Source organism: Flavitalea plasmicola (assembly GCF_030546645.1).
In the GTDB taxonomy this organism is placed as follows: domain Bacteria; phylum Bacteroidota; class Bacteroidia; order Chitinophagales; family Chitinophagaceae; genus Puia.
Window position 1 is genome coordinate 818,393 of sequence record NZ_JAUOTO010000001.1, and the last position, 13,636, is coordinate 832,028.

Sequence of the window (13,636 nt, forward strand, 5' to 3'; positions counted from 1 at the left end):
ATGATCATATGCGTGTAAGAAAAATTGCAACGACTTTGTTCTTATTTTTCCATGCGGCGACTTTTGGACAACGAAGGCCGGGAGAGGTGGATTCCGCCTTGCTGCCCGGACAATATGCCCATTACATGCCCGAATATGCTTTAGACGCGCCGGTTAGCCCGCAGGCATGGGCCGGACAACCAGGCGGATTGCATGTCTCTTTTGTGCCCACGGACCGGGCCTGGTTCAGGACAGAGGCGCCGGAATTGAAAGAGGCCGATACATGGAAGACTACAGGCTGGAGAGGCGAAAGACTGAATGCCGAGGTGCTGGTGTGGTCACGGGACACCCTTGAACAGGTGCGGGTTATCACGGCTGACCTGAAGAGTGCAGATGGAAAGACCATCAGCCGTAAGCATATTACATTGAACCTTGTCCGTTACGTCTTATCCAACTACCCCTACGGGGCAAATGACGCCGTCTGCGGCCCCTCCCCCTACAAGAACGGGTATCTGATGCCTGACAGGTTCCAGCCGCTGGAACGTTTTCAGCTGCCCGGCCGGACCGTGCGGCCAGTGTGGTTGTCGGTGAATGTCCCCAGGGAAGTAGGCCCCGGCACCTACAAAGGCGTCTTTCGGGTGAGCACTACCAACGCCACTAAAGAATTGCAGGTAAGCATAGAAGTCCAGCCTGAAGTGTTGCCGCCGCCACGTGAATGGCGGTACAGGCTGGACCTGTGGCAGAACCCCTGGGTCATCGCCTGGCGCAACCACCTGCAGCCGTGGTCAGAGGAGCATAAAGCCCTATTGAAGAAGCATCTGCAATTGTATGCGGACGCGGGCGGCAAATACATCACCACCTACGCCGTGCATTCTCCCTGGGCCGACAATTCCTATATGATCGAAGGCGGCATGATCGACTGGATAAAAGGGAAGGAGGGCAAATGGCGGTATGACTTTACCATTTTCGATACATACGTATCCCTTGCCATGCAGGCGGGCGTCGACAAAGCCATTACCTTGTACACGCCTGTTTCCTGGGGAGACCGTTTCCGCTATATGGATGAATCCACCGGCAATGCTGTAAATGCCACCTGGGCTCCGGGTTCGGACATTTATACTGCACGCTGGAATGACTTCCTTACGGCGCTGAAGGCGCACCTGGAAAAAAAGGGCTGGTTGTCCAGAGCCTACATCGGCATCAACGAAAGTGAGATGAGCCAGACCCTGGCTGCCATAAAGGTGATCAAAGCACATTGGAAAGGGTGGCGGATCACCTATGCAGGTAACTGGCATAAAGAGCTGGATGGCCTGTTGGATGATTATTGCTTCCTGTACGGAAATGAGTCCGGTGCTGAAGAAGTAAAGGCCCGCGCCGCAAGGGGCGCCACCACTACCTATTACGTATGCTGCAATCCCGCCAGGCCAAACAATTTCGTTTTCTCGCCACCGGTGGAAGGCAGGTGGATCAGCTGGTATGCCGCGGCCGCCGGATACAATGGGTTCCTGCGTTGGGCTTATGAGGCATGGCCCGAAGACCCGGTGAGGGATGCACGCTTCGGCAGCTGGCCCGCGGGAGATTGTTTTTTAGTGTATCCGGGAGCAAACAGCTGCATCCGGTTTGAGAAGCTGAGGGAAGGGATAGCGGATTATGAGAAGATCCGGATACTGAAGGGCCTGGCGGCAGGTCGCTCCGGGGAAGCGGGACAATGGTGGAAAGCGTTGGAGGATCACCTGAAAGTTTTCACCCGGGAGCGCGATTTCAACGAAGAAAAGATCACCGCCGATGTCGATAAGGGAAAGGCGCTGATCGATGCATTGAGCAGGAAACTGGCGATCACCTTTCTTCCATCCAACTAAGGAAGGCATGCGCCTTCTCTTTGTTGATCAGCAACTTCTCAGGCGTATCTATGACCAGTTTCACATACAGCTTCCGCATGAAATAAGGCTCTACCTCTTTGATGGCCTTGAAATTCACCAGGTACTGCCTGTTGACCCGGAAGAACTGCCTGGGCAAAACGATACTGGCTATCTGGTCCAATGACTTACCCACACTATAGCTCTCCTTGTCGAAGCACACAATTACTGTATCGTCATATCTGATGTAAAAGAATGCAATATCCTCCACCTGCACCGTGCTGTATTTTTGGTTCCTGAAGACCAGGAAGCTCGTTTTGGCGGCAGGAGCATTGAGTTTCAGCAGGAGCTCATCCAGGTTCGGCACGGATTTCTGCTGAAAAAAGTTTTTTAGCTCATCCACCTTTGCGAGGGCTTCCCTGATGTCGTCTTTTGAAAACGGCTTCAAGACATAATCCACGCCATTGTTCTTAAATGCTTCCAGCGAATATTCGTCAAATGCTGTGCAGAAGACGACAGGGCTGGTGATCTTGACGGATTTGAAGATCTCAAAGCAAAGCCCGTCGGCAAGCTGGATATCCATAAAGATAAGGTCCGGCTGGCTACCCGTCGACAGGGCCTCTGCGGAGCCTGCCACACTTTGATATTTGCCGATGATCTTCGCCTCGGGCCTGAGGCCCAAAATGATATTCTCCAGCGATTTAGCCGTCTTTATCTCGTCTTCAATGATGATGATTTTCATAAATGAGGGGAAGTTTTACCTTAAAATCCTTGTCGTCGTTGACAATGGTCACTTGCTTGTCTAGTAAATGACCGTATCGATGCGCGATGTTTTTGAGCCCCACGCCGAGCGAATTGTTTTCGCCTTTCTTCAGGTGAATGGGGTTCTCAACAACTATCTCCTCCTTATCTTCATAGATCCGTATGCGCAGCGGATGTTCAAGTGAGACAATATTGTGTTTGATGCAGTTCTCCACCAGCAGCTGCAGGGTGAAAGGAGGGATCAGGGTTTGCAGGGTTCTCTCGCTTAGTACGCTCGAAAACGAAATGCCATCGTCAAAACGGGCTTTTTGTAAAAATAAATAAGCATGCAGGATCTCCATTTCTTCATGGACATGGATAAGGTCGTGTTTACGGCTTTCCAGTGTGTGCCGGTAAAAATTGGATAGCTTGAGGATGAAATCCACCGCCTCTTCGTCGCCCGATTCGACCATCGCCTTTAAAGTATTCAGGCTGTTGAACAGAAAGTGCGGATTGACCTGCTGTTTCAGCAGTTCGTACTGAGCGCCGAGATTGTCATGCCTGATCCTTTCCAGTTCCATATTCACATGTTGATTCTCATAGTTTTGCTGCAGCAGGTGAAGGAACATGTAAAATACCAGGTTGATCAGGATCCCCCGGACCTCCACCATCAGCATGGTCGACCCGAAATTGATATGAGATAGGATTAATTGCTGTATCCAGGCGAGCCCCAGCATCACCAGAAGCCCGAACGCCAGCGTACCTAAGAGATTGGAATAGGAGAGGGTCTGCTTCCGCGCTTTGGCAGGCTTTCGGGACAACATGAAGATGTTGAAATACCACATCACCAGGGCGAATGCAGCGGTAATCCCTGCATTTACTGCTGCCTCGGCGGCACTAAAATCATGTGCCGCTAATTGCGGCACAGAAGATAATAATCCCAGGAAGATGGAGCTGACCCAAATGGCGGTCCGGGAGATCCTGAAAGTTGTTGTTCTCATGAATGATAGAGCCGGGTGCTTATGATCAAATGACTAAATTAGGAAATTATCTTTAGCACATTTTGCATATTCATCTTTTTACATCTTTATAATTTGATCATGCCCCTTGCTTCGATGATGGCATCCGCAAAAGCCTGCGGCGCCTCCTGCGGCAGGTTGTGCCCGATGCCGCCGGAGATGGTATGGTGTACATAGGGACCTTTGAATTTTGCCGCATATGCCGAAGGGGCGGGATGAGGAGCGCCATTGGCATCACCTTCGAGTGTAACCGTGGGTACGGTGATAACAGGGCCAGCCGCCAGCTTTTTTTCAATCTCATCGTAAGAGCGTTCTCCGTCGGCAAGTCCCAGCCGCCACCGGTAATTGTGGATGACGATGGCCACGTGATCGGGGTTATCAAATGACTTCGCCGATTGCTCAAAAGTCACTTCATCGAAATGCCAATCAGGGGAAGCCGTCTGCCAGATAAGCTTATTGAACTCCCGGCGATTGGCGTCGTACCCTGCCTGACCGCGCTCGGTGGCAAAATAGAACTGATACCACCAGGATAATTCGGCCTTCGGCGCAAGTGGCGCTTTATTCGCCTGTTGACTTCCAATGAGGTAGCCGCTGACGGAAACCAGGGCCTTGCATCTGTCCGGCCACAGGGCGGCGATGATGTCCGCAGTGCGTGCCCCCCAGTCGAATCCGCCGATGATAGCCTGTTTGATCTTCAGGGCGTCCATAAGGGCGACGATATCCGCAGCCAGCGCGGATTGCTGACCGTTCCTGGGCGTCTCCGGCGACAGGAAAACGGTGGTCCCATAACCCCGTAGATAAGGGACAATGACCCTGTAACCCTTCCCCGCCAGTATGGCCGACACTTCAGTATAACTATGGATATCGTAAGGCCAGCCGTGGAGGAGGATGACTGGCTCGCCATTCACCGGGCCAACCTCGGCATATCCTACATTAAGGACACCGGCTTTGATCTGCTTTACATGGTCAAAGTCAGCCCGGACATCCTGGGCCTTCAACGCTGTTCCCGCAAACATCATAACAGAGGCGGTGAGAGCGGCAGCGCTTAAATAGTGGCGGACAATAAAATTTGTATTCCTTTCCATGGTTATTTCATTATGTTGTTTTAATAGCTCAATTGCTCCTCAAAATTAATCGCCCTCCGCCAGATGGAGCGTTTCGGAACCCTTGAGCCGGACAAAACAGTCCGTGAAGCAGACAATAGCCTATTCCCCTTAAAAGATGAACCTTCACAGGCCCCGATTCCCTGTTGGCAGTCGATCTTGTCTGTCTCGGCGGTTTGCTCCCTCTGGCCGGCTCCTGGCCCGAATACCTTTGAGGTACATCAAATCTTACACATATGACATCCGTTAGAAGGACCTCGTTAGGTATCATTTTTGCACTTGTTTTTTCTACCCTGTTTATGGTGGCTCGTTGCAACACCCGTGGAAAAGAGCCAAAGTTGAAGCACGATCAGCCAAAGGACTCCCCGAAAAGTTCCGCTGGAAAAGGATTTGCCGTGCTGGAGCTATTTACCTCGGAGGGATGTTCCAGCTGCCCCGCAGCAGACGATCTCCTGGCGCATGTGCAGGAAGAAGCCGGCGATAAACCCATTTATGTGCTTGCCTACCATGTGGACTATTGGAATCGCCTCGGCTGGATGGATAAATTCAGCAGTCCGGCTTTCTCCCAAAGACAGTATCAGTATCATAACTGGCTTGCCAGCCAGGTCTACACTCCTCAGTTAGTGGTCAACGGCCGCTCGGAACTCGTCGGCTCGGATGCCCCCGCGGTCAGACGCGTTGTGGAGGGATCACTGGGCAATGCTGCTGCCGCAGCGCTGGAGCTCCATGGCCAACAGCAGCCCGGCATGATCAACCTGCAATACCAGGTTGCCGGTGATAACCCCGGCCACCCCATCACTGGCCAGCTCGTCATCGCCGTCGTGCAAAAACACGCCATCAACAAGGTCGAGCGGGGCGAGAACGCCGGACGGACCCTGTCCCATACCCAGATCGTTCGCGATCTGCACACATTCGAACTTACCAAGAATAAAGGCGCAGTAAAGATCGATGTTCCCAGGGAGTTCAATTCCCAGGATTGGGAAGTAATTGGAATGATACAGGACCCCGGATCGGGAGTGATAAAAGCTGCCGCCCGGCTTTCCCTGAATGACACCACAACAGGCATAGTGCTAAAAAAAGCCGTCTCAAAAATGAGACGGCTTTTTCCTTATGAGTGGATGATCAGGCGACAACCGCAGGCTGATAGCTGGCCGGATAGAGCTTACGATACATGATATAAGTTACAGAGATGATCGAAAATGCGATGATCGCGTCGATGGTGGCCGAAAAACCCAGCACACTGATCTTGGAGAAGAAAGCAAAAATGATATCAAAGAAGATCCCGGCGATCACCCACTCCTTTAGCCGCAGTAGTCTGTTGGGCGTTAAAAGCACGGCCACACCCGAAAGCTTGGCGACACCGAGAATGTAGATGAAATGCGGCGGATACCCCAGTTGCCGGGTGATGCCCCACACGATAGGGTTCCCGGTGAGCTCAAAGAATCCGCTTGCCCCGAACCATAATGAAATGAGGCCTGTTCCTGTCCAGTAGATGGCTTTTGTTATTTTCCTGTTCATGATCTTGATCTTAAGTGATTTAATGAGACAAAGTTGCCTCATATCCCACCAGGACCAATCTGGAAAAGACGTGAAGCCGGCAAACTAGGCCGTGGGTTAGACAAGGATCAGTTGCTAATGGACATGATAGGAGTATCCCATTAGGAGCGTATAACTGCGCTGAAAGTTCCGTAAATTGGGATAGATAGCCGGAAATGCAAAAACAACGTCAACCAAATACCGAAACAAACAGCAGGGCAGTGGCTAACAATGTCCAGCGCATGATTCCGAAGCAAGGAAATGCAGAGACTCCCGCTGCTTTGGTTATGCAAGCCAAAGGGTTCAACCGGATCAATAATAAACTTCCGGCTGAGTTCAAAGACGACGATCCCGAAAAAAGAATCGATATAGCAGGAAACAAAGTATGGGACAGTGTTTTCAAAGACGACAAGATCGACAAAGCAGGGGGCGTAATAGCTGAGCATAAACATTCGGATGATAAAGTGGGGGGAGAGGCTACAACTGCACGGGAAAAGGATCTGCCTTTTATGGCATTCGGTCTGGTGGAGTTAACAGGTGATGTAAAGAAAGGCACCGGCATTGACCGGTGGTCATTGAAAGCAGTGTCCGCCGAAGCATCGGATGAACTGATATTCACGCCAGAGACACTTATTGAACATGCAGAGCAGGTGAAGGCGATAATCTTCACAGCACTAAGCGGAGGCAAGGCGGACAAAGATGCCAGTAAAGATACAACCCAATTCAAAGGAGTAGATGACTTTATCACGATGTTCAAACCCATGGCGGATTGGTGTGCGGACAATCCCGAACGCGTACGTGAGATCGTAGTTATGGTGTATCAACATTTGTTGAAGACGATGATAGCACGTAAGGGCCAGTTCACCAGGGAATTTTGCGAGACCATCAGCAGCGACACGGACGATCCTTTTTCAGGGAAACTATACGATGGTATGGTAAGCGGGCTAAAATTGAAGGGTTTAGGGGGAAAAAAAGTTGTTCCTACTCCAGTGACCCTTCCCCTGGAGGAAGTCGTCATGCACGAATTTGGGCATATAGGTGCTGGACTACTCACTACGGAGGAATCCGTCGAAGGCCAAAAAAAGAGCTTTAAACCTCAGCTACAGAGTGCGGTCATCCTGGCGCAACAGCTATCAAAGATCCTGTCGGAAGGCCTCCCCGATCGTGCATTAATGACCAACCTCCGGTTTGCCTGGGCAAGGAATGTGACGGATTGGTATAAGATCAAGGACGGGAAGGGGATCGTCGACGGCCCGAAAACAACAGATGCGCTTAAGATCATGCAAAATATTTTCATGTCCATTGAGGAATATATGAATATCATGGACATAGACAACCAAAAAGCGGACACGAAAGAAGGGATGCGGCTCAAACATGGGACAGAACATAATACAAGTATGCAGATCGGCGAGATCCTTTCGCCTGATCTGGAAAAGACGCTGGCAAATCAACCTAAGACCCAGGTAGCTAAGCCGTTGGAAATGGCGGACACTGTTTGGAGAGAGAAGTTGGAGTTAATACTGAAGGCATTCATACAAAAATACAGTCATTGAATATTTCGCCTATCCGCGAGCGGGGAAATATCCCCGTTTTTTTTTATATTTAACGGAATTACGAGAAGCCTGCCGTTAACCGTTTAAACCTATGCCTGTAAAAATACTGCTCCTTTTCCTGCTTGTTATTTTCCCGTTCATTATTTTTGGCCAGCGCCCCCCGCGCCGGAATGTCCCCCTGGCCGGTCCCTGTACGACGACCAATGCTGAAAAGATCTATGGAGGCCTTTCTGATGATTATGCAGCTAATATTATGATCACCAGCGATGGCGGGTACCTCATGTACGGTTATACGAATAGTTTCGGCAACGGAGGCTATGACGGATATGTAGTAAAGTTTGATAACCTCGGGGTTATCCAATGGTCCAGGACCTACGGTGGGCCCGGTGATGACGAATTCGGAACGGGAAAACAAACATCCGATGGCGGCTATATCCTGGGCGGTTATACCACTTCCTATGGAGATCCGGCCGGAGATGCCTGGCTCGTCAAAATAGACGCCGCCGGTAATATGTTATGGTCAAAGAAATATGGGGATGGCAACCCCAATGGCGATCGGTTATTCGACCTCATACAAACGGCCGACGGAGGCTATGCTTTCTGCGGTGATCATAAGTATACCCCGGGAGTTGTCGATGCCATGGTGGTTCGTACAGATGCTACAGGGAACCTGCTATGGGCAAAAGGATTCGAGTCCGGAGGCAGCGACGAATCCGTCGGCATTCTCGAAGACAAGGATTCGCTCGTGGTAACGGCATTTTACCAAAGCTTCACAGGCTACGACGGGGTCCTGATGAAGATCGAAGAGACCACCGGAACAATCTCCTGGCTGAAGAGCTGGGATTTTGACAACCGTACGAACCGGATGGGCAATATTTACTTACAACCTGATGGATACATCATCGGCGGCGTCAATTCAGATGGGTTTGGATTGAGCAATCCATATGAAAACGTAATGAAAACCGACTTTAATGGAAATATCATCTACGTCCAGGAGTTGAGAACGACCCCGAACACGATGAACGGTTACTTTCGCCCGACATCCGACGGCGGCTACATTATCGAAAATGATGAATTGATAACAGACCCCAATGCGGATATCTATTTTACAAAAGTGGCAAAAGATGGAACCATTGAATGGTCGAGAAGATATCCGCAGCCGGGACAACAAATAATGGGAGGGATCATGCCAACCCCCGATGGAGGTTATGCGGGATTGGCTACTACCAATCAGACCGGTAATGTTGATTTCTTACTGATCAAAACAGATGCGACAGGTCAAACCGGCGGTTGCACCAACGTTGCTGTTACAGGGGCCAACCGGAATCCAGTGGTGACAGACCTGTTGTATAGCTGGCCAGGTCAATATGACATCGTCTTCGATCCCAGTCTGACCATCAACCCCGTTGTAACGACCCCGGCGACAAAAGATTCTTTGCTTTGTCAAACGGTGAACGTATGTGTTGACCTTAAGCTCAACGGCTCAGACAGCATTTGCAATTTCAGTGATACGATATCCTATAAGGCCACCCGGGACCCAGGCTGCGTTTCACCAGTGCAATGGACGGTGGACAACACCTACGCCAATATTATTGCCCAGACAGATTCGACCATCCAACTGCAATTTAAGCAACCAGGCTCCGTGAAGTTATACGGAAAGATCATCAATCCTTGTGCGATAGTGGAAGATAGTATAATCGTCCAGATCTTCACTACGACCCCGATAGACCTGGGTAACCCCGCCAGCATCTGCCCGGGAGATAGCATCGTGCTGGACGCCGGCAGCGGTTTTCAATCTTACGCCTGGAGCACCGGCGACATTTCGCAGCAGATCGTGGTCAAAACCCAGGGGAACTATTGGGTCGCCGCCGTCAATCCCATCGGCCTGTGCTTATCGAGAGATACCATCGCCATCGGAGTGTATCCCAAGCCATCCGTTAATATCGGACCCGACACATCTATTTGCCGCGACAGCGTGTATATATTTAATGCAGGTAGCGGCTTCAGCAACTACCTCTGGCAGGATGGCTCTTCCGATTCCGTCCTTTACACCAGTCTGCCTGGCATCTATTGGGTGAGCGTCACCGACCAGAATGGTTGTTCCACTTCTGACTCCGCCCGCATCCTGCGTATCAACGAAAATCCAAAAGATTTCCTGGAGCCGGCTGCTGAAATATGCTCCCAGGGACAACTGCCCCTGCAGTTGAATGCCATCGGCATTTACCGCTCCTACCTATGGTCCGATAGCTCGGCCGGACCCGCTATTACAATAGCCGCACCCGGCCAATACTGGCTGCAGGTGACGAATGCAGCAGGCTGTACTGCAAAGGACACAATTTCGGTCATTGGCAAAGCATGTCCCATTGGCATTTTCTTCCCGGGGGCCTTTACCCCCAATAATGACGGAAATAACGATGTCTACAGGGCCATTGTCTATACTGTGCTTGATAAATTCTACATGGCCATTTACGACCGCTGGGGTGTAAGAGTATTCCAGACCTCGGATCCTAACAAAGGATGGGATGGGATGTTCAACGGCCATCCGCAGCCAGCCGGCACCTTTGTCTGGTATGCCCAATACCAATTGCATAGTCAGCATGGAAAGGAAATAGTGCAAAAGGGTACGCTTTTGCTGGTACGGTGAGCCGGGCGACCAGAAAAAACATTCCCTGCAAAAAAAATAACGGATCCCTGCTGGGACATCCCCCCCTTTTTTTACTCTACATAATAACCAACTCTTACCGCCATCATGAAAAAAACGCAATCCAGTCCCCACCAGTCGCTGGCAAGGGAACTGTACATCTGTATTTCCGTGGTCTTTTGCCTCACAGGCTGCTCAAAGAACGAGAAGGTTCCTGCACAGGCAAAACCGGCGCTAACAGCAACGACGACGTCCCCCCGCGCCGCGACCTGCTGCTGGGTCAGCACCACCAACGATGCTGACCATAAAGTGGATGTCTGGGACCCCGCCGATAATCCATGGACGACCTCCAATGTCAAGTGGTCCTGGATGCCTACCACGGCATTGGGCTATAACGCGTCTACCGAAATACCTTTGTGGAGCGACCCGACGGATGTAAAAGTGCGCAATAACACCGTATTCGGAGGCTCGCAGGTAATTATAGCCTCGTCCGGCCGCCTCGCTACCATCGCGTCCTATCCCGGCGGGGTACACCTATGGGCTTGCGGTTTTCCATCCGGCGTCCAGCTACATGGAGTAGAGCTCCTTCCCTCCGGCAATTGCATAGTGGCCAATGCCGACACAGGATCAAAAGGTTATATCCGGATATTTTCTTCATCTCAACCTCCTCCCAACCATACGGTGAGCAGCATCTATCCGTTACCCTCAGCGCATGCCGTCTTATGGGACGCAAGCCACAACTGTCTCTGGGCGCTGGGCAATACCCTGAGAAAATATACCGTAGGCCCTTCTCTGACAAACCCGACGCTCAGCCTGGTCGCCACCTATTCATTATTCACCCCATGGGGACATGACCTGTCCGCCTATACCAGCGATAGCAATCTAATGTGGGTGTCGACCAATGGCGGCACTTACATATTCAATAAATCCTCCGGATTATTCTCTCCCCTGCCGGGAGCCGCTTATAACACCTTTGTCAAAGGCCTGAGCGACCAGCCCGGCCAGGGCCAGATAGTGGAGACCATTATGGACAACGCCGGATGTACGCTCAATGGCTGGTGTACCAGGACCATCACTTTTTTTGATTTATCTACAGGTGCGCAGGTTGCCACCCGTAACGTAAGCTCGGCCGCTTTCTACAAAGCGAAGACCTGGGACCCCTATTATTATTGAGTAACTCGGCTGATTATCACCGGCCACCCGAAGGGCTTGGAAAACAAAGAAAATGTCACGATCTTAGAGAATAAGTAGTTAAGTCTCGAATATGAAAGCCGGAGAAAGCAGCCTTGACGCCGAAATAATTCGGAACCTGAAGAATGACGACGCAGGCGCCATGGGAATGTTATACAAATTACACTGGAAAGCATTGTACATTTCGGCCTACAATATTTTAAAGGATAAAGGAGCTTGCGAAGACATTATACAGGAGCTGTTCATACGGATCTGGAACAGCAGAAAAGACCTCAATATCACCTCTTCCTTACAAGCCTATCTTTCCGCGGCAACACGATACGAAGTATACCGAAAGCTCCGGGAGAACAAAAGATATGAACCTATTGTCGATGAAATGGTGGGCGCTCTGGCCGGTTATTCCGGGTACGGGGCTTTGGAATTCAAGGAGCTGCAATCTCAAATAAACACGGTGGTAGATACGCTGTCACCCAAATGCAGGAACGTTTATATCCTCAGCCGCAACGAACAGTTGTCCCATAAAGAAATCGCCGGGAAGCTGAAGATATCTACCAACACCGTTCGGAACCATCTGACGCACGCCCTGCATCATGTAAGGGAAGGCATTGATCAGGCGATCATCATTCTTTTGATCATACTGATCAAATAAGATCATCGGCTGGTTCATTCAGTGTTTGCAAATTTCCGGCGGACATATGGGACATCCCCTTCATTTTTTACTCCTGTATTAAAACGTGGCATCGTGAATAAAAGAGAATTTATACAGCTTTTGGATAAATACCTGGCAGGGACAGCTTCCCCGGAAGAAGAAGCGCTCCTGCTGCGTATTTACGAAAGCTACCAGGACCACCAGGAATGGGATAGCCACGAACTGGAAGCCATCCATTCACTGGAAGATAAATTGTTTGAGAAGATCGAGCTGGCTATCCGGCAGCCCGAAGGGTCCCCCGTACCCGAAATACGCGTCGCCCGACGGTTACGGCTGCTGCCATTAAGAAGGATCCTGACAGCGGCCTGCGTCATCCTGCTCGTTGGGATTGGCCTGATTTTTTTAATAAGACCTCGTCATACTGAGCCCGTCGTTGCTAAGGCGCCAGCGCCGAACAAAGATTTCAGCCCCGGCGGTAATAATGCCTACCTGATCTTGTCTGACGGGCAAAAACTGGCCTTGAACCAGGCAAAAATAGGTGTGCTTGCCCGGCAGGGCGGCCACGAGGTGATCAAAAAGGATGACGGACAGATCGTTTACAGCAGGAATGCCTCCGCCGTCCCCGCAGAAAGCTCAATTTCTCTTAACAAGATCGTCGTCCCTGTAGGAGGCCAGTATAAGGTCATGCTGCCTGATGGAACCAATGTATGGCTGAACGCCGCCTCTTCCCTGGAATACCCCATCGAGTTCACCGGTGACCAACGTCAGGTGAGACTGACGGGTGAAGCCTATTTTGAAGTCGCTAAAAATCGAGTATTACCGTTCGTGGTGAACGTAAATGGCAAAATGGATGTCAAAGTGCTGGGTACGCATTTCAATATCATGGCTTATGGTGATGAAGACAGGATCTCCACTACCTTGCTCGAAGGTTCCGTAAAAGTGGTGGACCGCGCCAACCCTGCCAATGAGAAAGTGCTGACTCCGGGGCAGCAGGCGGATTGGTCGGATCATGAAAAAATTAAAGTGATGGCGGCAGAAGGCGAAGAGGCAATAGCGTGGAAAGAAGGACAGTTCCTCTTCGTAAATGAAGACATACATAGCATTATGCGCAAGCTTGCCCGATGGTATGACATCGAGGTGGTCTATTCAAGATCCATGAAGAACAAAAGCTTTGATGGTTCCATCTCCCGGAATAGAAATATTTCCGAAGTCCTGAAATTGATGGAGCTGACCAAAAGCGTCCACTTTGTTTTTGACGAAAGAAAAATTGTCGTAATGCCTTAGAACCCACCTTTCCTGTATTATTCCCTTTCCTATTGATTCAAAAAAACCAGGAGCGCTGGCACGCCCCTGGAAAGGTCAGAGTTA

11 protein-coding genes are annotated in these 13,636 nt (G+C 50.6%); 7 read left to right on the forward strand and 4 right to left on the reverse strand.

The genetic code is table 11. From position 1 onward, the window contains the following. The first annotated feature begins 8 nt into the window (after positions 1-8). On the forward strand, positions 9-1,838 hold the full coding sequence (locus tag Q4E93_RS03230) for a DUF4091 domain-containing protein (protein WP_303582653.1): 1,830 nt from the start codon (positions 9-11) through the stop codon (positions 1,836-1,838). Here the strand turns inward: Q4E93_RS03230 and Q4E93_RS03235 are convergent. The 3 genes from Q4E93_RS03235 to Q4E93_RS03245 all read right to left on the reverse strand — a co-directional run bounded on the left by Q4E93_RS03235 (position 1,816) and on the right by Q4E93_RS03245 (position 4,680). Continuing rightward, positions 1,816-2,577 (reverse strand): LytR/AlgR family response regulator transcription factor, encoded by a 762-nt coding sequence (locus Q4E93_RS03235; protein ID WP_303582654.1) that lies wholly within the window; start codon positions 2,575-2,577, stop codon positions 1,816-1,818. The two genes, Q4E93_RS03230 and Q4E93_RS03235, sit on opposite strands and share 23 nt — an antisense overlap. After that, a complete protein-coding gene (locus tag Q4E93_RS03240) occupies positions 2,558-3,577 on the reverse strand; it encodes a sensor histidine kinase (RefSeq protein WP_303582655.1) in 1,020 nt (339 codons plus the stop codon). The genes Q4E93_RS03235 and Q4E93_RS03240 overlap by 20 nt, the downstream gene beginning before the upstream one ends. An 86-nt stretch (positions 3,578-3,663) precedes the next feature. Beyond that, positions 3,664-4,680, reverse strand: a complete 1,017-nt coding sequence (locus tag Q4E93_RS03245) for an alpha/beta fold hydrolase (protein ID WP_303582656.1) — start codon at positions 4,678-4,680, stop codon at positions 3,664-3,666. A gap of 254 nt (positions 4,681-4,934) precedes the next feature. On the opposite strand from Q4E93_RS03245, the gene Q4E93_RS03250 reads away from it, so the two are divergent. Continuing rightward, entirely contained in the window at positions 4,935-5,873 is a 939-nt protein-coding gene (locus tag Q4E93_RS03250; RefSeq protein WP_303582657.1) for a DUF1223 domain-containing protein, read from the forward strand. Here the strand turns inward: Q4E93_RS03250 and Q4E93_RS03255 are convergent. Further along, positions 5,821-6,216, reverse strand: a complete 396-nt coding sequence (locus Q4E93_RS03255; protein ID WP_303582658.1) for a DoxX family protein — start codon at positions 6,214-6,216, stop codon at positions 5,821-5,823. The genes Q4E93_RS03250 and Q4E93_RS03255 overlap by 53 nt on opposite strands. A 260-nt stretch (positions 6,217-6,476) precedes the next feature. Here Q4E93_RS03255 and Q4E93_RS03260 point away from each other — a divergent pair, with 260 nt between their 5' ends. The 5 genes from Q4E93_RS03260 (at position 6,477) to Q4E93_RS03280 (ending at position 13,552) form a co-directional block, all read left to right on the forward strand. Further along, complete coding sequence (locus tag Q4E93_RS03260) at positions 6,477-7,787, forward strand: hypothetical protein (RefSeq protein WP_303582659.1); 1,311 nt, start codon at positions 6,477-6,479, stop codon at positions 7,785-7,787. Positions 7,788-7,878: 91 nt separating this feature from the next. Then, complete coding sequence (locus Q4E93_RS03265) at positions 7,879-10,431, forward strand: T9SS type B sorting domain-containing protein (RefSeq protein ID WP_303582660.1); 2,553 nt, start codon at positions 7,879-7,881, stop codon at positions 10,429-10,431. A gap of 105 nt (positions 10,432-10,536) precedes the next feature. Next, positions 10,537-11,601: a hypothetical protein gene (locus Q4E93_RS03270; protein ID WP_303582661.1), complete on the forward strand. Its 1,065-nt coding sequence runs from the start codon at positions 10,537-10,539 to the stop codon at positions 11,599-11,601. Positions 11,602-11,692: 91 nt separating this feature from the next. Further along, positions 11,693-12,268, forward strand: coding sequence for an RNA polymerase sigma factor (locus tag Q4E93_RS03275; protein ID WP_303582662.1), 576 nt, complete (start codon positions 11,693-11,695; stop codon positions 12,266-12,268). A 93-nt stretch (positions 12,269-12,361) separates the two neighbouring features. Beyond that, the gene (locus Q4E93_RS03280; protein WP_303582663.1) at positions 12,362-13,552 is read left to right on the forward strand and encodes a FecR family protein; all 1,191 of its coding nucleotides are present in this window, start codon (positions 12,362-12,364) and stop codon (positions 13,550-13,552) included. The last annotated feature ends 84 nt before the right edge of the window (positions 13,553-13,636 follow it).